Source organism: Lysinibacillus sp. NPDC097162 (assembly GCF_044762185.1).
Classification (GTDB): domain Bacteria; phylum Bacillota; class Bacilli; order Bacillales_A; family Planococcaceae; genus Lysinibacillus.
The window spans coordinates 287,657-313,192 of sequence record NZ_JBIWDT010000004.1; the positions used below are offsets into that span (position 1 = coordinate 287,657).

The 25,536-nt window shown below is 38.5% G+C and carries 27 protein-coding genes; 14 read left to right on the forward strand and 13 right to left on the reverse strand.

The window, feature by feature from the left end:
• Positions 1-149: 149 nt before the first annotated feature.
• On the reverse strand, positions 150-641 hold the full coding sequence (locus ACIQXW_RS18105; RefSeq protein ID WP_340822825.1) for a CarD family transcriptional regulator: 492 nt from the start codon (positions 639-641) through the stop codon (positions 150-152).
• A gap of 134 nt (positions 642-775) precedes the next feature.
• On the opposite strand from ACIQXW_RS18105, the gene ACIQXW_RS18110 reads away from it, so the two are divergent.
• The 3 genes from ACIQXW_RS18110 (at position 776) to ACIQXW_RS18120 (ending at position 2,554) form a co-directional block, all read left to right on the forward strand.
• Positions 776-1,228: a MarR family winged helix-turn-helix transcriptional regulator gene (locus tag ACIQXW_RS18110; RefSeq protein ID WP_401012935.1), complete on the forward strand. Its 453-nt coding sequence runs from the start codon at positions 776-778 to the stop codon at positions 1,226-1,228.
• Positions 1,229-1,584: 356 nt separating this feature from the next.
• Positions 1,585-2,082 (forward strand): NUDIX hydrolase, encoded by a 498-nt coding sequence (locus ACIQXW_RS18115; RefSeq protein ID WP_340822827.1) that lies wholly within the window; start codon positions 1,585-1,587, stop codon positions 2,080-2,082.
• Between the two features lie 142 nt (positions 2,083-2,224).
• The gene (locus ACIQXW_RS18120; protein WP_340822828.1) at positions 2,225-2,554 is read left to right on the forward strand and encodes a YuiB family protein; all 330 of its coding nucleotides are present in this window, start codon (positions 2,225-2,227) and stop codon (positions 2,552-2,554) included.
• A 63-nt stretch (positions 2,555-2,617) separates the two neighbouring features.
• Here the strand turns inward: ACIQXW_RS18120 and ACIQXW_RS18125 are convergent, their stop codons facing one another.
• Positions 2,618-3,100 (reverse strand): divergent PAP2 family protein, encoded by a 483-nt coding sequence (locus ACIQXW_RS18125; RefSeq protein WP_402764430.1) that lies wholly within the window; start codon positions 3,098-3,100, stop codon positions 2,618-2,620.
• A 124-nt stretch (positions 3,101-3,224) separates the two neighbouring features.
• On the opposite strand from ACIQXW_RS18125, the gene ACIQXW_RS18130 reads away from it, so the two are divergent.
• The 7 genes from ACIQXW_RS18130 (at position 3,225) to cysI (ending at position 10,560) form a co-directional block, all read left to right on the forward strand.
• Entirely contained in the window at positions 3,225-4,733 is a 1,509-nt protein-coding gene (locus tag ACIQXW_RS18130) for a leucyl aminopeptidase (protein WP_402764433.1), read from the forward strand.
• A 65-nt stretch (positions 4,734-4,798) separates the two neighbouring features.
• Positions 4,799-5,005 carry a uroporphyrin-III methyltransferase gene (locus ACIQXW_RS18135; RefSeq protein WP_401019712.1) on the forward strand — a complete coding sequence of 69 codons (207 nt, stop codon included), beginning with the start codon at positions 4,799-4,801 and terminating at the stop codon, positions 5,003-5,005.
• A gap of 316 nt (positions 5,006-5,321) precedes the next feature.
• A complete protein-coding gene (gene cobA / locus ACIQXW_RS18140; protein ID WP_401019710.1) occupies positions 5,322-6,098 on the forward strand; it encodes a uroporphyrinogen-III C-methyltransferase in 777 nt (258 codons plus the stop codon).
• 12 nt (positions 6,099-6,110) lie between these two features.
• Positions 6,111-6,860, forward strand: a complete 750-nt coding sequence (locus tag ACIQXW_RS18145; RefSeq protein WP_401019708.1) for a sirohydrochlorin chelatase — start codon at positions 6,111-6,113, stop codon at positions 6,858-6,860.
• Positions 6,860-7,009, forward strand: a complete 150-nt coding sequence (locus tag ACIQXW_RS18150; RefSeq protein ID WP_402764437.1) for a DUF2292 domain-containing protein — start codon at positions 6,860-6,862, stop codon at positions 7,007-7,009. Before ACIQXW_RS18145 ends, ACIQXW_RS18150 begins: the two co-directional genes overlap by 1 nt.
• A gap of 28 nt (positions 7,010-7,037) precedes the next feature.
• On the forward strand, positions 7,038-8,825 hold the full coding sequence (locus ACIQXW_RS18155) for an assimilatory sulfite reductase (NADPH) flavoprotein subunit (protein ID WP_402764440.1): 1,788 nt from the start codon (positions 7,038-7,040) through the stop codon (positions 8,823-8,825).
• A 16-nt stretch (positions 8,826-8,841) separates the two neighbouring features.
• Positions 8,842-10,560: an assimilatory sulfite reductase (NADPH) hemoprotein subunit gene (gene cysI, locus ACIQXW_RS18160; RefSeq protein ID WP_402764443.1), complete on the forward strand. Its 1,719-nt coding sequence runs from the start codon at positions 8,842-8,844 to the stop codon at positions 10,558-10,560.
• Positions 10,561-11,500: 940 nt separating this feature from the next.
• On the opposite strand, the gene ACIQXW_RS18165 is transcribed toward cysI, so the two are convergent.
• From ACIQXW_RS18165 to ACIQXW_RS18180, 4 genes are read right to left on the reverse strand one after another with little or no spacing between them, the layout of a single operon-like run.
• Complete coding sequence (locus ACIQXW_RS18165) at positions 11,501-12,571, reverse strand: sulfate/molybdate ABC transporter ATP-binding protein (RefSeq protein WP_340822840.1); 1,071 nt, start codon at positions 12,569-12,571, stop codon at positions 11,501-11,503.
• A gap of 15 nt (positions 12,572-12,586) precedes the next feature.
• Entirely contained in the window at positions 12,587-13,462 is an 876-nt protein-coding gene (cysW, locus tag ACIQXW_RS18170) for a sulfate ABC transporter permease subunit CysW (protein WP_340822841.1), read from the reverse strand.
• Positions 13,463-13,471: 9 nt separating this feature from the next.
• A complete protein-coding gene (cysT, locus tag ACIQXW_RS18175; RefSeq protein WP_401019699.1) occupies positions 13,472-14,305 on the reverse strand; it encodes a sulfate ABC transporter permease subunit CysT in 834 nt (277 codons plus the stop codon).
• A gap of 11 nt (positions 14,306-14,316) precedes the next feature.
• Entirely contained in the window at positions 14,317-15,369 is a 1,053-nt protein-coding gene (locus ACIQXW_RS18180; RefSeq protein WP_340822843.1) for a sulfate ABC transporter substrate-binding protein, read from the reverse strand.
• 531 nt (positions 15,370-15,900) lie between these two features.
• Here ACIQXW_RS18180 and ACIQXW_RS18185 point away from each other — a divergent pair.
• The 4 genes from ACIQXW_RS18185 to cysC are packed head-to-tail and all read left to right on the forward strand — an operon-like array spanning position 15,901 to position 19,451.
• Positions 15,901-16,602 carry a phosphoadenylyl-sulfate reductase gene (locus tag ACIQXW_RS18185; RefSeq protein ID WP_402764448.1) on the forward strand — a complete coding sequence of 234 codons (702 nt, stop codon included), beginning with the start codon at positions 15,901-15,903 and terminating at the stop codon, positions 16,600-16,602.
• Positions 16,603-16,618: 16 nt separating this feature from the next.
• Positions 16,619-17,680: a sulfate permease gene (locus ACIQXW_RS18190; RefSeq protein WP_402764504.1), complete on the forward strand. Its 1,062-nt coding sequence runs from the start codon at positions 16,619-16,621 to the stop codon at positions 17,678-17,680.
• Positions 17,681-17,721: 41 nt separating this feature from the next.
• Positions 17,722-18,861: a sulfate adenylyltransferase gene (gene sat / locus ACIQXW_RS18195; protein ID WP_402764451.1), complete on the forward strand. Its 1,140-nt coding sequence runs from the start codon at positions 17,722-17,724 to the stop codon at positions 18,859-18,861.
• Entirely contained in the window at positions 18,858-19,451 is a 594-nt protein-coding gene (cysC, locus tag ACIQXW_RS18200) for an adenylyl-sulfate kinase (protein WP_402764454.1), read from the forward strand. The genes sat and cysC overlap by 4 nt, the downstream gene beginning before the upstream one ends.
• A 232-nt stretch (positions 19,452-19,683) precedes the next feature.
• On the opposite strand, the gene mnhG is transcribed toward cysC, so the two are convergent.
• From mnhG to ACIQXW_RS18235, 7 genes are read right to left on the reverse strand one after another with little or no spacing between them, the layout of a single operon-like run.
• Positions 19,684-20,052, reverse strand: coding sequence for a monovalent cation/H(+) antiporter subunit G (gene mnhG / locus ACIQXW_RS18205; RefSeq protein ID WP_340822851.1), 369 nt, complete (start codon positions 20,050-20,052; stop codon positions 19,684-19,686).
• Complete coding sequence (locus tag ACIQXW_RS18210) at positions 20,036-20,317, reverse strand: Na(+)/H(+) antiporter subunit F1 (RefSeq protein ID WP_139860686.1); 282 nt, start codon at positions 20,315-20,317, stop codon at positions 20,036-20,038. Before ACIQXW_RS18210 ends, mnhG begins: the two co-directional genes overlap by 17 nt.
• Positions 20,314-20,793 carry a Na+/H+ antiporter subunit E gene (locus ACIQXW_RS18215; protein ID WP_340822852.1) on the reverse strand — a complete coding sequence of 160 codons (480 nt, stop codon included), beginning with the start codon at positions 20,791-20,793 and terminating at the stop codon, positions 20,314-20,316. The genes ACIQXW_RS18210 and ACIQXW_RS18215 overlap by 4 nt, the downstream gene beginning before the upstream one ends.
• Before the next feature lie 4 nt (positions 20,794-20,797).
• Entirely contained in the window at positions 20,798-22,285 is a 1,488-nt protein-coding gene (locus tag ACIQXW_RS18220; RefSeq protein ID WP_402764458.1) for a Na+/H+ antiporter subunit D, read from the reverse strand.
• Positions 22,278-22,619: a Na(+)/H(+) antiporter subunit C gene (locus ACIQXW_RS18225; protein ID WP_024364871.1), complete on the reverse strand. Its 342-nt coding sequence runs from the start codon at positions 22,617-22,619 to the stop codon at positions 22,278-22,280. The genes ACIQXW_RS18220 and ACIQXW_RS18225 overlap by 8 nt, the downstream gene beginning before the upstream one ends.
• Positions 22,619-23,041, reverse strand: a complete 423-nt coding sequence (locus tag ACIQXW_RS18230) for a Na(+)/H(+) antiporter subunit B (protein ID WP_340822856.1) — start codon at positions 23,039-23,041, stop codon at positions 22,619-22,621. The genes ACIQXW_RS18225 and ACIQXW_RS18230 overlap by 1 nt, the downstream gene beginning before the upstream one ends.
• On the reverse strand, positions 23,028-25,445 hold the full coding sequence (locus tag ACIQXW_RS18235; RefSeq protein WP_402764462.1) for a Na+/H+ antiporter subunit A: 2,418 nt from the start codon (positions 25,443-25,445) through the stop codon (positions 23,028-23,030). Before ACIQXW_RS18235 ends, ACIQXW_RS18230 begins: the two co-directional genes overlap by 14 nt.
• Between the last annotated feature and the right edge of the window lie 91 nt (positions 25,446-25,536).

Genomic DNA, 25,536 nt, shown 5'->3' on the forward strand with positions numbered 1-25,536 from the left:
AGTTGAGGTAGTTCTAGGGTTTTTGAATAATAAAAGGTTTGTTAAAGTAGTTTAATTGAGGTAAAAAGGTAGGTACAATTAGTACGAAAAAAAAGAAGCCTCGATTATCTTCTTAATTGTGGGCTTCTTTATGTACCTTTAAGAAATGTTTAACTTAGTTTAGCTAATACATCTTCATAAATTTCTTCTGAAGGTTTATCGAGTGCAATGGAGAATTCGGAAAATATAATTTCTTGTAAAGAGTGCAATAATTTTTCTTCTTGATTTGGGAATTTTTTTTCGTTTGCTTCATATTCAAACTTTTTGCGTAGCAATGTATTTAAAAGGTTCGCCTGTTTTTGTCGATCGCCTGTTTTAATAATTTCTACGTGAAATCTCATCCGATGTGTGTTTTGTTCAATCCATTCAATACCGGGAGACGTAAATGAACTTAAAATTCTAATGGCATCATCTTTTTTAATAATATCTCTAAGTTGTTTTTTTGCATTATCGATAGGAGTACGAATTGTTAATTTTGAATCGTTGAGTGGTTGTAAAACGTAGTAAGTTTTAGTAATGTCGCTAAAGGTTTGTTCACAAATATCTTCAACTGAACAAAGTCCATGTGATGAATAAATGACTACATCGCCAACATTGTACATGTATAATCCCTCCATCAAACATTATTGTCAACTTGGTTGACTAAATTAATTGTAAACAATAAAAGAACTTTTGTCAACTTAGTTGACGACTGGGTCGTTTTTTTGTATAGTAATTACGAAATTATGGAATGAAGGTGAACGAGTTGAAGGACGAATTGCAAAATCGAGATGTCATTGATTTGTTGAGCGAACGTCATGAAATACTTCGACGACTTGCTGAAGAGAAATGGAATAAATATAATACAATCCATATATCTAACTCAGAATGGCATATTTTAAGTAAAATATATAAAAACCAACCTACTATTTCAGAGGTAACGAAAGTTGTCGATTTTTCCCGTCAGGCTACTCACAAATTTATAAAAAGTTTAGAAGCAAAAGGCTTGGTAGAGGTGAGCAATGCTGAGCATAGTAAAAAACACAAAGTGATCCGAATGACAAATTTCGGCGAAGTTTGCTATGAACAAAACGAACGTAACAAAGCGGAAATTGAACAACAATTGGTTCGCACAATTGGAGAAGAATCAGTAACGAAATTAAAAAATATATTACAACTTAATTGGAGTATTGAGCAGTTAGAGGCATAACAACGAGTAGTTTTTAACAATGACTATTTCTTAATTCTTCGAATTGTCGATAAAAGGAATCAAGAAGTTTATTCTTGATTCCTTTTATCTTATTACCTATCCAGTCGATTGTAGAGATAGGGGGTGACTCCTGTGGGAACAGCACAAAATGTAAGACGCGAGCATCTCGCGCGTTAGCTAGGATTGCTATTTACAACGTGTCCGAAGAATGCGCCGCCTGAAGCGGAAATCAACAATAGTAGTCATCTACAGTTTTTGAATTCAACTTTTCCTATCTACGCATACTTTTTTTATAAATTATTGCTTCTAAGAATAGAAATGAAAAAGCTATAATATGGACATAGAGGTGAATGGTTATGAAAAAAGATCGTGGCAAAGTTTGGTTAGGCGTTGCAGGTTGCACTGTCAATGAAATTGGGCAATGGCTCGTTGTAAAAAAGGCCTATAGTGGTTTAAAAGGACGATGGTCATTACCAGCCGGTTTTGTTAATGCAGGAGAAACAGTTGATGAGGCAGTTGTTCGAGAATTGAAAGAAGAAACTGGCATCGATTGTTATGTTTCGGGCTTAATCGGCTTTCGTACAGGTGTAATTCGTGGTGAAATTAGTGATAACATGGCTATTTTTTATTGCAAGATGAAGGATGAACAACAACAGCTCTTTATTCAAGAAAATGAAATATTAGAGGCCAAATGGCTGTATCCTAGTGAACTGGCACAAGATGAAATGACATCTGTTATGTTAAAGGAAATGGTGTCTAATCAATTTGAACAGCATCAATTAGATGCAATTGATGGCATCAATCCAGGTGACGTGTTCGGTTACTCCTCCTATCGATTATTTTTTAAAAAATAATATGATGATAATAGCAGGCTGCTTTTACTAGAAGTTGGTTTTTTACTAAAATATGACGAACATGCGAAATGAAGGATATGTTCATTGAAAGCACTCTCATAATCATGTAAACTAATGAGAGGAAAACGGAGGTTATACATACATGGGTGGTTCAGTTTCAATCGTGCAGTTAATCATTTCAATTGTGTTATTTTTCGTCATGTTTTTTGGTATCGGGTTTCTATTGAATATGTTACTGCGGATGACTTGGTTAATGGCAGTTGTATATCCAATTGTAGTTGTCTTTATTGTTGATGATGTAAGCTTTTTAGATTATATTTTTAAACCTGGTTCAGCCTTCCCAGCGCTGTTAGATAAATTGCAAGCGTTACAAGTAGTAGATATTTCTATTTTATCCGGTGGCTTTGCAGGGGCAATTGTAGCAGGAATTGTTATGATTTATTTAAGAAAAAGTGGATATCGGATGTTTTAACGTTAAAAAGACAAAATGGATATATAAAAGGAGCTGGTTCGTGGATGTGAACCAACTCTTTTTTTATTGAATGAATTGATAGGTTATGATAGCGATAAAGATGCCTGTTAATGCTCCGAAAAACACCTCACTACGCTTATGACCAAGCAAAGTTTTCAACTCTTCCATTTTTTCCTGCCCATCCATCTGTGGCCAATCTTTAATATCACGTAGCAACGTCTGAAAATCTTTGCGAAGTTGATTTAATACAACTGCGTGTTGCCCTGCTTGGAAACGAACACCACTTGCATCATACATAACAATGAACGAAAACATTGCGGCTATAGCAAAAATAGGTGAATCCAAGCCTGTTTCATACGCTATTGATGTTGTTAACCCCGTAACAGAAGCAGAGTGAGAGCTAGGCATTCCTCCAGTGGATGTAAATAGGCCCCATTTTATTTGTCTTGTCATTAAAAAATGTATAGGAATTTTTACAAACTGTGCAAAGAGAACAGAAAAGAGGGCGACGAGTAGAGGGGTATTTTGAAGTATCGCCAAATTCATCACAACCTTCACTTATAATTGCTTTTATTATAACATTCATTATTTTCTAAAAGAAGAAATAGCTAAATATTACGCGCTTTTTTGAAAGTTAGGTATAATAGAAATATTGAATGGAGGAATAATTATGCATATTGTTAAAGAAGCAAAAACATTTGAATCGATTTCTACAGAAGTATTAGTTGTAGGGGTTACAAAACATCGTGAACAAATGCAAGATTGGGCAAGTTTTTCAGCATTTTATGGAGAATCACTAAATGCTTGGCTTAGTGCAGGCGATGTATCGACTGAACTAAAATCGATTACGAAATTGCCATTCGTGAAGGAACATGACAATTTAAAACGTATTTTATTTGTAGGCTTAGATGAGCGTAAAAACTTAACAGAAGGTGACTTACGTGCTGCATTTGGATTAGTCGGTAAAGAGCTTAAAGCTTTAAAAGTAAAAGACTATTCAATTTGGCTTGAATCATTTACAACAGAAGCAATAACTGTAAATGATGTTGCGTTTTTAGCGGGTGAAGGAACAACGCTAGGCTATTATTCTATTCCTCATTATAAAACAACTTCAAATGAAGTAGATAAACGTATTGAAGCAGTAAATTTAGTGACTACTGCTGAGGATTTAGATGAAGTTGTGGCTAGTTTTGAAGTCGGTATCATTTATGCAGATGCAGTTAACGAGGCACGTAGCTTAATTAATCTACCACCAAATCTCTTAACTGCAACAGACTTAGCAAATTATGCACAGTCCCTTGCAATCAACTATGATTTTGAAGTGGAAATTTTAGATAAAGCTCAACTAGAGGAACTTGGTATGGGCGGTATTTTAAGTGTCAATCAAGGTTCATATGAAGAACCTCGTTTAATCACGTTAAAATATAAAGCAACAGAAGATTTCGCTGATCCAATTGGTCTTGTGGGTAAAGGCGTTACGTATGATACGGGTGGTTATTCGTTAAAACCTAAAGATTCGATGGTTGGTATGAAGGGCGATATGGGCGGTGCAGCAGCAGTGCTCGGTGCTATGAAAATTATCGGTGAATTACGCCCTAATAAAAACGTAGTTGCAGTTATTGGCTCTACTGATAATATGGTTTCTGATACAGCCTTTAAACCTGATGATGTAATTACAACGTATAGTGGTAAAACGGTTGAGATTTTAAATACTGATGCTGAAGGACGTTTAGTATTGGCAGATGCTACTACATATGCTAAACAACAAGGAGCAACTGCACTTATTGACGTTGCTACTTTAACAGGCGGTGTTATTACAGCACTTGGTCTAGATAAAACGGGTGCACTTTCTAATGATGACGAATTCTATGCTAGTTTCATGGAAGCAGCACAAGAGACAGATGAGTTTGTATGGCGTATGCCTTTAACAGAAAGTGATAAGAAACGAATTCGTAAATCAGATGTTGCAGATTTGAACAACTCTCCTGGTCGCGATGGTCATATGATTTTCGGTGGTGGCTTCGTAGGCGAATTTGTTGGTGATTTACCTTGGATTCATTTAGATATTGCAGGTACATCGGATACAGGAGCTGCACATGATTTAGGACCAAAAGGTGGTACGGGTGTCATGGTGCGTACATTAGCAAACTTTGTGCAACGTTTAGGTGAAGAAAAATAGAGTAGGCAAAGGACTCGCGGGATATGTATCTCCCTTCATACGATAGAGAAGAAGGGAGGAAGCCTATGCGAAATTTCGGAGGATATCCTGGAGGCTTTGGAGGAGGCTTTTGGCCAATTGGCGGGCCGTTTTTTGGTGGTTTTTTAGGAAGTTTACTTGGATCACAATTCAACCAATATCCCTACTACCCGAATTATCCGTACTATCGTCCATATCCACCAGGTCCATATTTCGGTCCACGTAGACCATATCCACGGTTTAGACCATACTAATTTGATTTCTATGAACGAACAAAAGTTCAGCTTGTGGCTTGACCCAAAAATAAAAAGTATGCAAGGAGTACACGCTCCTTGCATATTTTTTTTGCATTGTTACCTTTCATTGCTCCGTTTAAACGGTTAGCATTTTTAAAAGGAATAAAACAACTGTTGACAGAATATACTAAATTATTTATTATTCTTATTATATTACTAAGAATTAAAAATGGAAGCTGACTAGCAAACTAGAGGCTCTTATTATTCACAGGCATTGCTTTGCCTATGGATAGTATGAGTCTCTTTTTTTATCGATAGAAAGGAGTGCCATGACATGGGGAAAGTTTACATTGTAGGAGCCGGTCCGGGCGATATTGATTTGATTACGCTAAGAGGATTACGCTGCATTGAACAGGCGGATGTCATCTTATACGACAGACTGATTAATAAGGACTTATTAACGTATGCGAAAAAAAGTGCCAAGTTGATATTTTGTGGAAAGTTACCAAATCGACATGCCATGATTCAGGATCATATTAATCATTCCCTTGTAAGCTATGCACAGCAAGGCTTTATTGTCACAAGGTTAAAAGGGGGTGACCCATTCGTTTTTGGCAGAGGTGCTGAGGAAGCAGAAGTGCTTGCACAACATCATATTCCATTTGAAATCGTACCTGGGATCACCTCTGGAATAGCCGCGCCAGCATATGCGGGTATTCCTGTTACACATCGGGATTTAAGTTCAAGCTTCGCAATGGTCACAGGTCATATGCGAGAGGGAAAAGATGATGCTATTCAATGGGAAAGTCTTGCTAAAGGAATAGATACGCTTGCGATTTATATGGGGGTTGGAAATTTACCTTATATCCAACAGCAGTTAATAAAATACGGACGTGACGAGCAAACGCCTGTCGCACTTATTCATTGGGGAACATGTCAGCAACAAAAAACTGTCATTGGAACATTAGCGAATATTGTGGATGTTGCACAGCAAGAAAATATTCAAAATCCAAGCATGATTGTAATTGGTGAAGTGGTGACATTACGGGAAAAAATTCAATGGTTTGAGGAAACTTGTCCTAAAATGCCTTTAAAAGAAATTTCAGTATAGGGAAGTGTTTTGATGCAGGCTATTTTATATGTGGCACATGGTAGTCGGGTAAAGGCTGGTGTAGAGCAAGCAGTTGCATTTTTACAGCGAGTGCAACAGGACATTGATTTACCGATTCAGGAAATTTGTTTTTTAGAGCTAGCCCAGCCAACGATTGCACAAGGTATTGAAAATTGCGTACGCCAAGGGGCTACAGCCATTGCAATTATGCCGATTCTTTTGTTAGCTGCCCAGCATGCGAAGCACGATATCCCTCAGGAGATTGAAAAGGCAAAAAAGCGATACCCAACAGTACGCTTTACATACGGGGAGCCACTCGGAGTACATGAGCTATTAATTGACACACTACAAACGCGAATTTTAGAAACAGAGCTTTATGCTAACAATGCAAGCGTATTACTCATTGGTCGTGGCAGTAGTGATCCAGCAGTTAAAGAGGATTTAGCTAAAATTGCGTTAAGATTACGTGAAAAATATAGTTATGTAGCAGTCGATACATGCTTTTTATACGGAGCGGGTCCTAGCTTGGAAGGTTGGATAAAGCAAAGGCAACAATTCAATCATCGTGTATTTATCGTGCCGTATTTATTGTTTACAGGCATTTTACGTCAAAGTATTGCCAAGCAATTGCAAGGATATGAGGAAAACAACATGATTTTATGTAATAGCTTGGGCTATGACGATAATGTAAGGAAAGTATTAGTGGAACGTATCGTGCAATTAGTACAACTAAATTATTTGGAGGAAGGGTGTTTTTCGTAATGGTAGATAAGAGAGAAGAAAATGTCAATCTAGCATTAGATAATGTCCGACAAATTTTAAATACAGTTAACCATGGTTCGATTACATTAATTGTACAAAATTTTTACGTTGTACAAATTGAAAAGAAAGAAAAAATACGACTTAGATAATTTTAAATTATACGTGAGGTGGCATAGTTTGAAACTGCAAGTAATTAACAGTCCTTTTAATGAGGAGCAGGTGAAACTTTTAAATGAGCTTCTACCTAATTTAACAGGAGAACAAAAAATTTGGTTAAATGGTTACTTAAGTGCGCTACTAGCAACCATTGATACAAACGTAGTAGAAGAAGCAAAATTGTCAGTTGTCCCAACAACGAAATCAGTAACACTGTTATATGGTTCACAAACAGGAAATAGCCAAGGCTTAGCTGAAAAATATGCAGCTGCGTTAAAAGCCAATGATGTTGAGGTAACAGTTACATCTTTAGCGAAGTTTAAGCCGAATAATTTAAAGAAAATAACGAATCTATTGCTCGTAGTAAGTACGCATGGTGAAGGGGAACCACCCGATCAAGCAATTCAATTTTATGAATTTTTACACAGTAAACGTGCACCCAAACTTGAGCATCTGCACTTTTCCGTATTGGCATTAGGCGATAGCTCATATGAATTTTTCTGTAAAACAGGTCAGGATTTTGACGCGCAATTTGAAAAGTTAGGCGCAACACGTATTGTTCCACGAACAGACTGTGATGTTGATTACGATGAACCTGCTGCCAAATGGTTTACGGATGTTCAACAGGCATTATTAGAGCATACAGATACAGCGATTAAAACGGAGCAAACGCAAATATTAGAAGGAGATGCTACATATTCCCGTAAAAATCCGTATTATGCTGAAGTATTGGAAAACATCAATTTAAATGGTCGTGGCTCTGAAAAAGAAACGCGTCATATCGAGTTATCAATTGAAGGAGCGAATTTTCAGTTTCAGCCTGGAGATAGCATTGGTATTCTTCCAGAAAATGATGAAACATTAGTGCATGCATTAATAAAAGCATTACAGTTTAATCCACAGGCACAAGTAACTGTATCTGATGAGGCAATGCAATTAAAAGATGCGCTTCGGAAAAAGTTAGAAATTACGGTTTTATCAAAGCCTCTTTTACAAAAAATTAGCGCATTTACGGTGCATAAAGAATTTGCAAAGCTATGTGAAAGTTCTACAGCTTGGAAGGACTATGCAAGAGGACGAGATTTAGTAGATATCGCTGAAGATTTTGCTCCATTTACTTGGGATACTCAACAATTTGTTGACCTTCTTCGCAAAATACCAGTTAGACTTTATTCCATCGCAAGTAGCCAATTAGCAAATAGTGATGAGGTCCATTTAACAATAGGAAAAGTAAGCTATGAAACGAATGGGCGAGTGCGTTTTGGGGTGTGTTCCGGTAGTGTTGCAGAGCGCGTCAATATTGGTGATACATTGCCGATTTATGTTCATAAAAACCCGAACTTTAGATTGCCGGAGCAAGCAGACACACCAATTATTATGATTGGCGCTGGTACAGGAGTTGCGCCATATCGTGCATTTTTAGAGGAGCGAGAGGAATTAGGTATAGAGGGAAAATCTTGGTTAATTTTTGGCGATCAGCATTTTATGACGGATTTCCTTTATCAAACAGATTGGCAGCGTTGGCTTGCCTCAGGAACATTAGCTCAAATGGATATAGCCTTTTCTCGTGATACAGATAAAAAAATATATGTCCAACATAAAATCGAGGAAAAGGCACAAGCATTTTATGAATGGCTTGAGCAAGGGGCTGTTATTTACGTATGTGGCGATAAAAAATCGATGGCTGCTGATGTTGATCAAACAATCCGTCACATTATTGAGCAGCAAGGGAACAAAACGCCTGAGGAAGCGAAAGCTTATATCAATGATTTGAAACAGCAAAAACGCTACCAACGTGACGTTTATTAGTAAAGGAGCGAAAAAGATGACTGGAAAAATTATTTTACCTCCACAACCTGGGACACCTAGTGATGTAGAACGTATTAAAAGCGATAGTAATTACTTACGTGGGACACTTGAACGGACTATGAATGATCCATTAAGCTCAGGAATTCCTGAGGATGATAATAGATTAATGAAATTCCACGGAAGTTACTTACAGGATGACAGAGATTTGCGAAATGAACGACAGCGTCAAAAGCTAGAACCAGCGTATCAGTTTATGGTGCGAGTAAGAACACCTGGTGGGACTGCAACACCTGCACAGTGGCTTGTGATGGATGACATGGCAAGAAAATATGGCAATGGCTCATTAAAATTAACGACACGTCAGGCATTCCAAGTACATGGCATTTTGAAATGGAATGTCAAAAAATATATGCAAGAAATTAATGATGTTCTGTTAGATTCACTCGCTGCATGTGGGGATGTGAATCGAAATGTGATGTGTAATGTCAATCCGAACCAATCGTCATTACATGAGGAAATTTACAATTGGTCAGCAAAGTTAAGTGAGCATTTATTGCCAAGAACTCGTGCCTATCACGAGCTATGGCTTGATGGTGAAAAAGTAGTAGATAGCCAAGAGGAAGAAATTGAGCCTATTTACGGTGCACAATATTTACCGCGTAAATTTAAAATCGGTATGGCAATTCCACCAAGCAATGATGTCGATGTTTATTCCCAAGATATCGGTTTAATTGCAATCATTGAAGAAGACCAGCTAGTGGGCTTTAATGTAGCTGTTGGAGGAGGCATGGGAATGTCACATGGTGACCATGAAACATATCCACAGCTTGCTCGTATTATTGGCTTTATTACACCTGACAAATTGCTTGAAACGTCGGAGAAAATTATTACGATTCAGCGTGACTATGGTAATCGTTCAGTTCGTAAAAATGCACGTTTTAAATATACAATTGATGCGCGAGGACTCGACTGGTTTAAAGCAGAATTACATCGTCGTTTAGGATGGGAACTACAAGAGGAACGTCCATTTACATTTGAACGTACTGGTGATGAATTTGGATGGATCAAAGGTGCTGATGGCAACTGGCATTACACATTATTTATTCAAAATGGGCGAATTAAAGATTTTGAGGATTATGAACTGTTAACTGGTTTACGAGAAATTGCCAAAGTGCATAGCGGAGATTTTCGTTTAACACCAAATCAAAACTTAATGATTAGCAATGTATCGCAACAGAAGAAGAAACAAATAGCTGCACTTATTGAACAGTATAAGCTAACTGATGGCGCGCATTACTCAGCACTGCGCCGCAATTCAATTGCTTGTGTATCGTTACCTACTTGTGGATTAGCAATGGCAGAGGCAGAGCGTTATTTACCTTCACTCATTACGAAAATTGATACGATTATTGATGAAGCTGGATTACATGACACCGAAATTGTTATTCGTATGTCTGGTTGTCCAAATGGCTGCTCACGTGCAGCAATGGGCGAAATAGGCTTTATCGGCAAAGGTCCAGGTAAGTACAATATGTATCTTGGCGCTAGCTTTACAGGTAATCGTTTGAATAAAATTTATCGTGAAAATATTGGGGAAGAAGAAATTTTAGCGGAGTTACGTCCAATTCTTTTGCATTTTGCAAAGGACCGTTTAGATGGTGAGCATTTCGGAGACTTTGTTATTCGTGCGGGCTATGTGTCAGCAGTCTTTGATGGACGAGAATTTCATAACTAAAATATATGCAAAGTAGAAAAAGTGTTAGATTGACTGCCATCAATCTAACACTTTTTATGTATGCCGTTGTTGTCTGCTCCGGCGGTGCTTTCCGCGGGCACACACGTAAACCGCAACCCTCGCTAACGCGCGGCTTGTTGCGTCTTACGTTGCGTGCGTTCCCGCAGGAGTCACCGCCTACGCTACCAACAACTAGTACACGCTGCTAATTTATTATTTTTGCAAAAGAAAGAATTGCTGATTCCAGACAATCTACCCACTATTAAGCTATGCCGTTGTTGTCTGCTCCGTCAGTGCTTTCCGCGGGCACACACGTAAGCCGCAACCCTCGCTAACGCGCGGCTTGTTGCGTCTTACGTTGCGTGCTGTTCCCGCAGGAGTCACCGCCTTCGCTACCAACAACTAGTACACGCTGCTAATTTATTATTTTTGCAAAAGAAAGAATTGCTGATTCTAGACAATCTACCAACTATTAAGCTATGCCGTTGTTGTCCGCTCCGGCGGTGCTTTCCGCGGGCACACACGTAAGCCGCAACCCTCGCTAACGCGCGGTTTGTTGCGTCTTACGTTGCGTGCGTTCCCGCAGGAGTCACCGCCTTCGCTGCCAACAACTAGTACACGCTGCTAATTTATTATTTTTGCAAAAGAAAGAATTGCTGATTCTAGACAATCTACCCACTATTAAGCTATGCCGTTGTTGTCCGCTCCGGCGATGCTTTCCGCGGGCACACACGTAAGCCACAACCCTCGCTAACGCGCGGCTTGTTGCGTCTTACGTTGCGTGTGTTCCCGCAGGAGTCACCGCCTTCGCAACCAACAACTAGTACACGTTGCTAATTTATTATTCTTGCAAATGAAAGAATTGCTAAGTTTAACATAGTGAAATAGCAAAATTAGCGAACATATTTTTATTCTTAAATTTTAACCGTGCCTTCTTTTTTTAAATAGAAAAATCTTCTGGAATAAATACTTTTAATTGCTTTGGTCGTACAAATACATTGTCGCCTACTTTTAGTTGAAGATTTGTAAACTGATCTTTTGTCAGCTCTGCCTCTAAAAATTCATCAATATCAAGGCGGCGTAGTTCAATTTGTACAATTGGTCCTAGCAAATGTATATGGCTTATTTGAGCAGGAACAGTGCCTGACACCGCTGTTTTTTCAATTTGTATATCATGTGGGCGAACGTAGCCTACAGCATCGTCCTGTGTATGAGCATGCGTGTCTGGCACATCAATGGCAAATTCTCCATGTGTCAGCTTTCCGTTATGTAAACGCCCTTTGAAGAGGTTGACATTACCTAAGAAATCATAGACAAATGGACTTTTAGGGTGGGTGTAAACTTCATCTGGACTGCCAATTTGCTCAATTTTACCGTTGTTCATCACGACAATTCGATCAGCCACATCAAGCGCTTCCTCTTGGTCATGCGTCACAAAAATACTCGTTATTTGAAAATCATCATGTAGCTTTCGCAACCACCGCCGTAATTCCTTACGCACTTTAGCATCAAGTGCACCGAATGGTTCATCTAATAAAAGTACTTTAGGTTCGACAGCGAGAGCGCGAGCGAGTGCGACACGTTGACGTTGCCCACCAGATAGCTGAGTTGGATAACGATCCGAGAAATTTTCTAGTTTAACAAGTCGTAGTAATGTCATTACTTTATCGGTTATTTCTGCTTTGGATGGTCTTGTTTTACGTGGCCGTACTTTCAGGCCATAAGCTACATTATCAAAAACAGTCATATGGCGAAAAAGCGCATAATGTTGGAAAACAAAGCCTACGTTTCGTTCCTTCGGATGACGATTCGTAATCGTTTGACCGTCAAATAATATTTCGCCAACATCGGAGGCTTCGAGTCCTGCAATTACACGAAGTAAAGACGTTTTGCCAGAGCCAGATGGACCGAGCAGTGCTACCAATTCACCAGATTGAATATCAATGGATACATCTTGCAGTGCTTGAAAGGAACCGAATTTCTTTGATACATTTTGTATTTGTATACTCAAGCAAGTATACCCCCTTTAAACTGATTTTGATTTCCAAGCAACAATATCTTTTATAATAAGCGTAATAATAGCTAGCACACTCATCAATGACGCAACAGCAAAGGCTGCTGAAAATTGATATTCATTGTATAAAATTTCGATATGAAGCGGCATTGTATTCGTCATACCACGAATATGACCCGATACGACAGAAACAGCTCCGAATTCGCCAATTGCACGAGCATTACATAATATCAAACCATAAAATAATCCCCATTTAATATTGGGTAATGTGACATACCAAAAGGTTTTAAAGCCATTAGCCCCGAGAGAAATAGAGGCCTCTTCTTCTGATGTCCCTTGTGCCTGCATTAATGGCACGAGCTCTCTTGCTACAAAGGGCAATGTGACAAAAATAGTAGCAAGTACAATGCCCGGCAAAGCAAAAACAATTTTAATATCGTTGGCAAATAGCCAGTTCCCAAACAGACCTTGTGCACCGAATAGCAATATAAACACTAAACCTGCGATAACTGGTGACACAGCAAAAGGTAGGTCAATCACTGTAAGTAATAGATTTTTCCCTTTATAGTTAAATTTCGTTAGTGTCCAAGCTGCCATAATGCCGAAGATTGCATTTAAAGGAACTGCGATTGCCACTACTGTTAAGGTTAATTTTATAGCAGCTAATGCATCTGGATGGGTAATTGCGTCAAAATAGACGTCTGCTCCTTTTTGAAAGGCTGTTATAAAAATTGATACGAGAGGAAGAACGATAAAACATGCTAAAAAAGCAAGCGCAATAAATGTTAATACATAACGAACAATACGAGGCTCCTGTAGGGCAGCGGGCTTTGCCGTTGCAATGTGTGATTCAGGAGCAATTGGTTCGATTACCGTAGACTGATCCATAAATACCTCCTAATGTACAAAGCGACGATTTGCCAGCCACTGTATTAAATTAATGGTGAACAATAAGACAAATGATGTAATAAGCATGACGGCAGCAATAGAAGTAGCGCCTGCATAGTCATATTGTTCAAGCTTTGTCATAATGATTAATGGTGTAATTTCCGTCTTCATCGGCATATTCCCAGCAATAAAGACAACTGATCCATATTCCCCTAGGGCACGTGCAAAGGCTAACGAAAAGCCTGTTAAAATGGCAGGTGCTAGTTCAGGGAAAATAATTTTTATGACTGTTTGGAGCCTTGTTGCTCCAAGACTTGCTGAGGCTTCTTCGACTTCAGTACTAATGTTTTGTAAAACAGGTTGCACGGTGCGCACTACAAATGGAAGTCCAATAAAGGTTAGTGCAATAATGATACCAAGTGGTGTAAAAGCGATTTTAAAATCGAAAAATTGACCTATCCAACCATTCGGGGCATAAAGAGATGTTAAAGCAATTCCTGCTACTGCTGTAGGTAAAGCAAATGGTAAATCTACAAGACCGTCAATGATGCGCTTAAACGGAAAATGGTAACGCACGAGTACCCAAGCGATAATGGTGCCAAAGACAACATTAAGTAAACCAGCAGCTAGTGCTGTGCCGAAACTGAGCTTATAGGAGGCAACTGCACGTGGATCGGTTATAATTGTCACGAATTCAGCCCAACTCAAGGACATCGTCTGAATAAAAATCATTGCTAAAGGCAAGAGCACAAGCAAACTAACGTATAGCATTGTATAACCAAGAGAAAGATGGAAGCCGGGAATAACTCGTGCCGGCTTCTTTTTTAATGTTAGGCTACTCATCATATGCCTCCTTATTGTGGAACGTAAATTTCATCGAACGTGCCACCGTCTTTAAAATGCTTGGACTGTGCTTCTGCCCAACCGCCAAAGTCATCAATTGAAATGAGCTCAAGCTTTGGAAATTGATCTTGGTATTTTGCTAATATTTCTTCATTGCGTGGTCGATAGTAGTTTTTTGCAGCAATTTCTTGCCCAATATCGCTATATAAATGTTGTAAGTATGCTTCTGCCACTTCGCGCGTCCCTTTTTTATCTACAATTTTGTCAACAATTGCAACAGGAGGCTCTGCTAAAATACTCAATGAAGGTGTAACGATTTCAAATTCATCTTCCCCTAATTCATTGAGTGATAAATAAGCTTCATTTTCCCAAGCAATTAACACATCACCTATTTTCCGTTCAACAAACGTCGTCGTAGCGCCGCGAGCCCCAGAATCAAGTACCTCTACATTGCTATACAACGCCTTCATAAAATCCTTTATTTGCTTCTCGTCATTGTTATACAACTTTGCAGCAAACCCCCATGCAGCTAAGTAATTCCAACGTGCACCACCTGAAGTTTTTGGGTTTGGTGTGATGACTGATACATCGTCTTTTGTTAAATCACTCCAGTCTTGTATAGCTTTTGGATTGCCTTTTCGTACTAAAAAGACAATTGTAGAAGTGTAGGGTGTAGAATTATTTTCAAATTCAGTTTGCCAGTCTTTATTTAGCAGATCGCGAGCTTGGGCGATTTCATCAATATCATAGGCAAGTGCTAGTGTCACAACATCGGCTTCTTGACCATCAATGACCGCTCGCCCTTGTTTACCAGAGCCACCATGTGATTGATGAATCTTCACATCTTGACCTGTTTCGTCTTTCCACTTTGCGATAAAGTCTTTATTAAATTCATCATAAAGCTCCCGCGTTGGATCATAAGAAACATTTAGTAGCTCAACTGACTTTTTTGTGTCTTCCGTACTTGTATCGTTGTCTGTGGATGTGCTATTACATCCTGTTAACATTAAAGTTAAGCCAGATAAGAGTACAAATGATTGAAAAATATGCTTTCTTTTTTTCATCAAAAATCTCCCCTTTTTCTCAAAAGAACACAAAAGACCATCTCTCAAAAACGTGTACAAACACATTTTGAGTAGATGGCCTTCAGATCCTCTGATCAGCATTTTTTGTTTTTAATTAGCTTAGTACCACATTAAACATATATTTCCTATTAGTCAACAAGGAATTATGAAAAATTTCTGTTTTTTTTTCAGACAATTAACCGATGTGCAGACGGTGAGTAGCAAAAGACAAATTATTTGAATAAAATTATTTGTAAATGATGAGCGTGACATTCAAATGGGAGATAAAATGATACTGCTGAAAGAAGTTTAGATTTTTTATAAAACCTAGTTGACTACTAGGTGTAATTTAGTATATATTTGGTAATAAGAAGTATGATTGCTAAATGAGGTACAAGATTACTAGTTTACAATCATCCATAAAAGCTGGCTAGTCAAACTAGAGGCGTTTTAACGAAGGCACAATGCAATTGTTGTGTCTGTTGTTAAAACGCCTTTTGCTATATCTGAAAATGTTTCGAGGGGGATTACATGTTAACGTATGCAACTTGGCAGGAGCCAACGATTAATTTTGGAGTGGATGAATCCTTTAAAGGTGCACTAGAGGTTTTACAATGGAGCTATGCACAATATGGCGATGATATCGTTTATGCCTGTAGCTTTGGTATAGAGGGAATTGTATTAATCGATCTTATCTCAAAGGTTAAGCCAAACGCTACTATCGTTTTTTTAGACACAGATGTCCATTTTAAAGAAACATATGAAACGATTGAACGTGTAAAGCAAAAATATCCACAGCTCAATATAATCTTGCAGAAACCTAAGCTTACACTTGATGAACAAAAGGCTCAATATGGAGATGAATTATGGAAGTCCAACCCTAATAAGTGCTGCGATATTCGAAAAATTAAGCCATTACATGAGGCATTATCAGGAGCTACAGCTTGGATTTCAGGTTTGCGCAGGGAACAATCCCCGACACGACAGCAGACGAATTTTATCAATCGTGATGATAAATTTAAGTCGATTAAAATTTGTCCGCTCATTCATTGGTCGTGGAAAGATGTATGGCGTTATGTTTCAAAGCATGATTTAACTTACAATCCGTTACACGATCAAGGCTATCCGAGCATTGGCTGTGAACACTGTACACAACCAGCCTTTACAATGGATGACCTACGCGCAGGCAGATGGCAAGGATCTGCTAAAACTGAATGTGGGCTACATGAATAGGGGCGTTTAAATTATGCTGGAATATATTGCAATAGCCATTAGTTTATTTTTTGCAATGAATATTGGTGCAAGTGGAGCAGCCGCTTCAATGGGTGTAGCCTACGGAGCGGGGGCAATTAAAAAAGCTTGGCATGCACTACTAATTTGTGCAGTAGGGGTTTTTGCAGGCGCGATTCTAGGTGGTGGGGAAGTTGTAAAGACAATAAGCTCAGGAATTATACCACAAGAGTATATTACGGTGAAAATCGTCATGATTATATTAATTTCTGCCACAAGCTCATTGTTTCTTGCCAATCTATTAGGCATTCCATTATCGACAAGTGAAGTAACCGTAGGGGCAGTAGTCGGTGTAGGAATTGCCTATCGCGTGCTATATGTTAAATCATTGCTTGTCATTATGTCCTTTTGGGTAATCGTTCCGCTAATAGCATTTGTCATTGCTCTCGTATTTGGTAAGGTACTAAATAAATTTCAAGGAAAGGGATTATTAGCAAACCGTCCGTTGTTAACAGTGCTACTCGTGCTTGCAGGATTTTTTGAAGCCTTCTCAGCAGGTATGAACAATGTTGCTAATGCAGTTGGCCCACTTGTTGGTGCTGGGATGATAACTGTCTCAAATGGCATTTGGCTTGGGGGTGCATTTGTTGCTATAGGAGCGATGCTATTAGGAAAACGCGTACTCGAAACGAATGGGAAAAAAATTGTACGTTTTGAGAAAGCTGAGGGCATTCTAATTTCAAGTACAGGTGCATTGCTTGTTGGAATCAGTTCGCTGTTTGGATTACCCGTACCGTTAACGCAAGTAACGTCCTCCTCTATCATTGGTATAGGAATGGCGAAAAGCGGAAAACAAATTTTTCATAAACATATCGTCAAAAAAATTATGTGTATTTGGCTTGTTTCACCTATTTTTTCATTAGCGATTTCTTATAGTCTCATTCAGTTATTTATGAAGAAAGATTTATATGCCATCGTAATAATGGGAAGCGTCATAATCGGAACGCTTGGTGCGATTAGTTTAATGAGAACAATGCGTGAAGAGGAACGATCAATTTACGATGCTGGTGAAGGCATTTAATGATAAAACATACTATTCGAATTAAATTAGGGGGAATAAAAATGACGCTACAACCACATGGCGGTGCTTTAGTGCAAGCCTATAATCCACAGAAATCGGTAGTACATATTAAAAAGGAGATTGAATTGGATGCAATTGCGTTAAGTGATTTAGAGTTAATTGCAATCGGTGGATATAGCCCAATTGATGGTTTTTTAACTAAAAGTGATTATGAATCTGTCGTTGAACATACAAGGTTAGCCTCTGGAATTGTATGGAGTATTCCTATTACACTTCCTGTTAACAACGAAGTCGCAACAACATTACAGCCAGGGGATGAAGCGAAATTAGTATATGGCAACGAAATTTATGGTGTCATCGATATCACTGATATATATGAGCCAGATAAACTAAAAGAGGCACTACTCATTTACGGTACACAGGATTTAGCACATCCTGGTGTGAAAAAGCTCCATGAGCGGCAGTCGATATATGTCGGAGGTAAAATTACATTAATAAAGCGTCTTGAGCAAAAATTCCCTACTTATTCATTTGATCCAAAGGAGACACGTCAGTTGTTTAAGGAAAAGGGATGGCAAACAATTGTGGGCTTCCAAACACGTAATCCTGTTCATCGTGCACATGAATATATCCAAAAGGCGGCATTAGAAACAATCGATGGCTTATTTTTAAATCCGTTAGTAGGCGAAACGAAGTCAGATGATGTATCGGCAAGTATACGCATGGAGAGCTATAAGGTTCTTTTAGAAAATTACTATCCTCAAAATCGTGTGCAATTAGGTGTCTTTCCAGCAGCAATGCGTTATGCAGGGCCAAAAGAAGCCATTTTCCATGCACTTGTGCGAAAAAATTACGGCTGCACCCATTTTATTGTAGGACGTGATCACGCAGGGGTAGGTGATTATTATGGAACATACGATGCTCAAAAAATCTTTGAACAATTTACAGAAGATGAACTTGGTATTGTTCCTTTAAAGTTTGAACATAGTTTCTATTGCACTAAATGTGAAGGTATGGCTACAACAAAAACATGCCCGCATGATAGTGCATCACATGTTATTTTATCCGGTACGAAAGTGCGGGAAATGCTTCGGAATGGGGAAGTTCCTCCAAGTACATTTAGCCGTAAAGAGGTTGTCGATGTACTTATTAAAGGCATGCGTGAGGAGGTGTTAAAATGAGTTCCAATATCGTTTGGCATGAGTCATCCATTACAAAAGAAGAACGTCGCACTCAAAATAAACATCAAAGCTTTATTTTATGGTTTACAGGGCTATCAGCTTCAGGGAAATCATCCGTAGCAAATGCCCTTGCCCGTGCCCTATTTGAACGAGGGAACCAGGCATTCGTACTGGACGGTGATAATGTACGACATGGGTTAAATAATGATTTAGGCTTTGACGAAGCAAGTCGTAAGGAAAATATAAGGCGTATCGGGGAAGTTTCCAAGCTTTTTGTGGAAGGCGGTCAAATTGTGCTAACGGCATTTATTTCACCTTATAGAGAAGATCGCCAAGTTGTTCGTAAGCTAGTGGAAGAGGGAGAATTTTTAGAAGTGTATGTGAGATGCTCTGTAGAAACATGTGAACAGCGTGATCCAAAAGGTCTTTATAAAAAAGCACGCAATGCGGAAATTGCCAATTTTACAGGTATTAGTGCGCCATACGAAGAACCTGAACATCCAGAATTTATTTTGGACACGGAACGCTACTCTATTGAGGAATGTATCGAGCAGTTAACGACGTTTTTAACGGAAAAAGGCTATATTTAAAACAGGAACAGGAGAAATCGCCAGTAAAAGTCCCTGAATCGCCGGTAAAACAGGGGAAATCGCCCGAAAAGGCCTTTGAATCGCCAGTAAAACTAGAGAAATCGCCCGTAAAAGCCAGTGAATCGCCAGTAAACCTGCGGAAAGCAACCTGTAGCGAACATCAACGGCATAATAAAAAAAGTGTTAGATTGATTGCAGTCAATCTAACACTTTTTATTTTTGTCTCAGCCTCTTATTTGATACCTTGTTCTTTTTTCATTTTATCAATTTCAGGACCTAGCTCGTCACGTACTGTTCCCTTCCAAGGTTTAACACCTGCTATATAGGATGAACGGGTCATGATATGTCCACCGACAGGGCCTGTAATAAAGAGAAACAATATACCGAGTAAAATACGAGGGTTAAAATGATCCTCGATAAGCCAAAAGTGAAAGAATACGCCAATCAATACACACATAACACCGAGTGTTGCACTTTTAGAAGCGGCATGTGCCCGTGTATACAAATCAGGTAATCGAATTAGCCCAATAGCTGTTACGACGATAAATAGTACCCCGATAGAAATGAACAGAATAACTATAGTATTAGCGAGAATTGTCACGTTTAATGATATCTCCTTTCTCTATGAATTTAGAGAAAGCAACTGTACCGATGAACGATAAAATCGCTAACAATAATACAATTTCTAAAAAGAAGCTCGTTTCCACTAAAATTGAAAATAAAGCGATTAATGAAATTAGTGACACTCCTAAGGAATCTAGTGCTACGACGCGATCGGACGCGGATGGCCCTTTCACCATACGGAAAATCACGGCGATCATTGATAAGCAAATCACTACGATCGCTGCAATAATAAACGTCATCATGATTTACTCACCTCCAAAATGGCTTTTTCAAAAGAATCACGAATGGATGCAATGGCATCGTCTACATCACTAATATCAATAGCATGGACAAACAATGTTTTTGCATCGTCCGATACATGAACGACAACGGTTCCTGGTGTTAAAGTAATGAGACTCGATAATAATGTAATTTCCCAATCTTCTTTTAGGACAGTAGGGTAAGCAAAGAAGGCAGGTTGCATATCTAGCTTAGGCTTTAACACAACTTTCAGTACTTGAATATTTGCTAATATTAACTCCTTAAAGAAGAGTACAGTTAGTTTAATAATTGCCCATATACGGAAAACATAGAGACGTTTAAAAAAGAATCTTCTCATAATCACGAGCAATATAATACCGAGAATGAAGCCTACTATAAAGCCTGTTGCTGTATAGTTAGATGAAAGAAACATCCAAACGAAGGCAAGAGCAAAGTTTAAAATAATTTGAAATGCCATAGCTCTAATCCTCCTTCATTACAGCATCTATATAAATAGATGGGTCATTTAATAGTTTCGCAGCATCATCCATAAATGGTGTTATCCACTCTGAACCAACACCGTATGCTACTGTAATAAGCACCAATACGACAGTTGGCACAAAAAGGGTAGTGTATACTTTTTTATCGACAGTACCCGTTGTCGCTTTTTCCTCTCCCCAGAAGGCATAAAGGAAAATACGAATAACAGAAAGTAGCACAAGTAAAGATGAGGCTAAAATAAAGATACTACTCCACATGCTACCAGCCTCAAAGCCGCCTTGAACTATTAACAGCTTTCCAACAAAACCACTAAGTGGGGGAATCCCTGCTAAACCGAAGGCAGCTATTAAATAAAACCAGCCTAGCACAGGGTACTTTTTCATAAGTCCGCCCATTTTCCGTAAATCTGATGTGCCTGTAATGTAGATTACAATACCAATCAACATAAAGAGGGCAGCCTTTATAAGCATGTCATGGATTAAGTAGAACATCGCACCCTTTAACGCCACTTCATTCATTTGAGATACACCAAATAAAATGACACCTACTGCAATAACAATGTTATAGATAATAATGAGTTTGACATCGAAATAGGCAAGTGACCCGATACAGCCTGCAATAATCGTTCCAATTGCTAGTATCATCAGCAAATGATGTGTATACGATAAATCATGTACGAAAAATAGTGTGTATGTGCGAGTAATCGCGTAAACGCCAACTTTTGTTAGAAGTGCACCAAATAGTGTCAACACAGGAATCGGTGCAGCTGCATAAGAAGTTGGAAGCCAGAAGTAAAGCGGGAATATCGCCGCTTTTAAACCAAATACCATTAAAAACAGCACAGCAATAACGGTTATGATACCTGGCTGATTAATCTCGCTAATTTTCACCGCAATGTCTGCCATATTCAGTGTGCCTACAACTGAGTATAGGAAAGCTACTGTAATTACAAACAATGCTGAAGATATGACATTAATTAAAATATATTTAATGGAGCCTTTAAGTTGTCCTTTTTCTCCACCTAGTACAATTAGTAAATAGGACGCCATTAATAATACTTCAAAGAATACGAATAAGTTAAAAATATCCCCTGTCGTAAATGCGCCATTCACACCTGTTAAAATAAACATAATACCAGGATAATAGAAAAAGCGTTCACGCTCCTTTGTAATAGAACCAAAGCCGTACCAAACAACGAAGAATGCAATGAGTAATGTTGTCGTTACTAACAGTGCAGACATCATATCCGAAACCATTGTAATACCATATGGTACGGGCCAATCTCCGAATGTAACTTTCTGCAGACCGTCATTTTTTACTTTCAATAAAAGTGAAACGGCTGATATGAAAGCAAGTAGAATGCCTAGTAAAGCAAACGTGCGCTGATATTTTAAATTTTTCTGCCCAAACATTAAAATCATGCCGAAGAAGAACGGAATGATGATTGGTAGTAAAAGGAAGTTATTCATCCTCATCACTTCCTCTCATTAAGCTAATATCATCTGTCTCTAGCTCCTGATATGAGCGATATGCAAGTACTAGGAAGAAAGCCGTTACCCCAAAGCTAATAACAATAGCGGTTAAAATTAAAGCTTGTGGTAAAGGGTCAGCAAACGTTTTGGCACCTTCTTTTAAAACAGGAGGAGCCTCCCCTGTAAGTCCACCCATTGTTAAAATGAGTAAATGTGCACCGTGGCTTAGAAGCCCAGTACCGATAATAATACGTAATAAGCTTTTCGATAATATTAAATAAACCGCTGCCATAAACAAAAAGCCAATGACAAACGCCATAATTATTTCCATTATTCATCCTCTCCAATCGTTTGAATAATGGTCATCGTAACGCCAACAACAACCAAGTAAACACCGCTGTCAAAAAGCATTGCAGTGTGTAAGGATTGCTTACCTAGAAGCGGTAGTTCGAAATAATCAAAGAAATGTGTGAAAAAAGGTTTCCCTAAAAACATAGGGAATGCAGCTGTTGCAAGTGCCAATAATAAGCCCGTTGCAGTTAAATACGTATAGTTGATCGGTAAAACATTGCGTACAGTGTTTAAATCAAAGGCAAGTACTAAGAGCACGATGGCACTCGATGTTAAAAGTCCTCCTACAAAGCCTCCACCTGGTGTATAATGACCAGCTAAAAAAATATGAATGGAGAAGAAGAAAATAATGAAGAATACAATTTTAGCTGTAAATTGTATTATCACATCATTTGTTTTCATGCGATTTCTCCTTTCTATTCATACGCAGCTTGATCATTGCTAAAATTGCCATTCCAGCAATACCTAACACTGTAATTTCAAATAATGTATCAAAGCCACGATAGTCTACTAAAATAACATTTACAATGTTCCCGCCACCTGCTAATGAATAGACGGTTTCTTCGTAATATTTTGAGATAGTCGGGACAAGCTTTTGAGAATGTGCCGATAAGGCTATAAGCGTCACCATCACACCAACTGCGATTGAAATAACCGCACGATTCAACTGAAAGCGCATGCGTTCTTCACGTTTTCCAAGCTTCGGAAGATGGTAAAACGCCAATAAAAATAATGCGACAGAAATAGTTTCAATAACTAGCTGTGTTAAAGCTAAATCAGGTGCATTAAAAATTACGAAAAATAATGCAACAGTGTATCCGACAGAGCCAAGTCCAATGATTGCTGTAAGACGTGACTTCGCAAAAATAGTAATCGTTGTGCCAATAATTAATACAACAATTAAAATTAATTGGTAAGATCGAATTGGGGCTGCACCTTCAAAGGATATTGAAAAGGCATCCTTGGCAAATAACGTCCCAATTGAAATAACAGCAATAGCACTAAACATATACAGTAGATAGTGACGCATAGAACCAGTCATATAAAGACGTGATACACGATTTAATCCGACATCTAAACCAAGCATTGTTTTGTCATAGGCATTATTGAGCGTAAGAGCACGCGGGAATAGTTTATAGATGCCTTGCCATTTAGGTAAAGCAACAAATAATAAGACGCCTATAATGACAATGCCGATAGTCATGATTAACTCCGGTGTTAGACCTCCATGCCAGGCTGCCACGTGAATATTGATATCTTTAGGAACATCATATAAAAACGGCTGAATGGCTTGTACTGCAGGCTTTACAAACGTATCCCCAATTATATTAGGAATGAAGAAAATAACGACTACTAATGATGCTAAAATCATCGGTGATATTAGCATACCAATAGGAGCCTCATGTGGTTTATGAGCGTAAAGCTCTGGTTTATATTTTCCTGTAAATGTTCTAAATACAAAGTAGAAACTATAAATAAACGTAAAAATACTCGCTACCCAAGCAACGATAGGAAAAAGAACGCCCCATGTATCAAAACCAAAAAATTCGAAATTTTGAAGTGCTAACATAGCAGTTAAAAACATTTCCTTACTTAGGAAACCATTAAATGGAGGTAATCCTGCCATCGAGAAGCTGCCAATTGCCGCCACTGTAAAGCTAAGAGGCATAATGCTCATTAATCCCCCAAGTTTACGGATATCACGAGTACCTGTTTCATGATCGATAATCCCTGCAATCATAAATAAGCTACCTTTAAATGTTGCGTGGTTAATAAGGTGGAAAATGGCTGCAAATGCCGCATATTTAAACACTGAATCAGCTGCACCGTTTACATGAAATGCAACTGCCCCAGCGCCTAGTAGTGACATAATTAATCCAAGCTGACTGACAGTAGAAAACGCTAGAATTCCTTTTAAATCGGTTTGCTTTAAGGCAAAGAACGCCCCCCAGAATAGCGTTAACAGACCTACTCCTGTAACAAGCCATACCCATAGCTCAGAAGCTGCAAAAATTGGTGTAAAGCGAGCCACTAAGTAAATCCCTGCTTTTACCATTGTTGCAGAGTGTAAATATGCGCTGACTGGTGTCGGTGCTTCCATTGCATCAGGTAACCAAATGTAGAATGGGAATTGTGCAGATTTTGTAAATGCCCCTAGGAGTAATAAAACGAGTGCCCATGTGAACAATGGATGTTGCACTAAGTTTGGTGCCATTGCAATAAGTTCACGAATTGAATATGTTCCACCCATTAAATAAAGTAGGATAAATCCTCCTAACATCATTAAGCCGCCGAAGACTGTAATCATCATTGATTTTAGTGCACCGAAGCGAGAAGCATCACGTGTGTACCAATAACCAATAAGTAGGAATGATGAAATCGACGTTAACTCCCAGAAGAAGTACAAAGTAATTAAATGATCAGATTGTACAACACCGAGCATTGCGGTCATAAACAATAATAAGTAAACATAAAAATTATGTAGTTTTTCTTTATGTTTATCTAAGTAAAAAATGGAGTAAAGCACAACGAGTGAGCCAATTCCTGTAATGAGTAACGAAAATAGTAAGCTAAGTCCATCCAAATATGATACGAAAGAAATATCGAGCGATGGAATCCAAGGTATTCCATCATAAAACACTTCTCCTTGGGCAACTCTCGCTATATAAGTAGCATAAATAACGGCGAGTGTTGCAGGTACTGCCAGAACAAACCAGCCTGTATGAATATTTTTTACGCTTTTATATATAAAAGGCACAAATATTGCAGCAAGCATCGGGATGAAAATATAGAGTACTTGTAACAAAAAAATCCTCCTTTATGCAGGTAAGTGTAATAATTATAACGTACTTTCGTAGGGAATGCATTTGGACTAACAGGATTTAGCTTGGATAGCA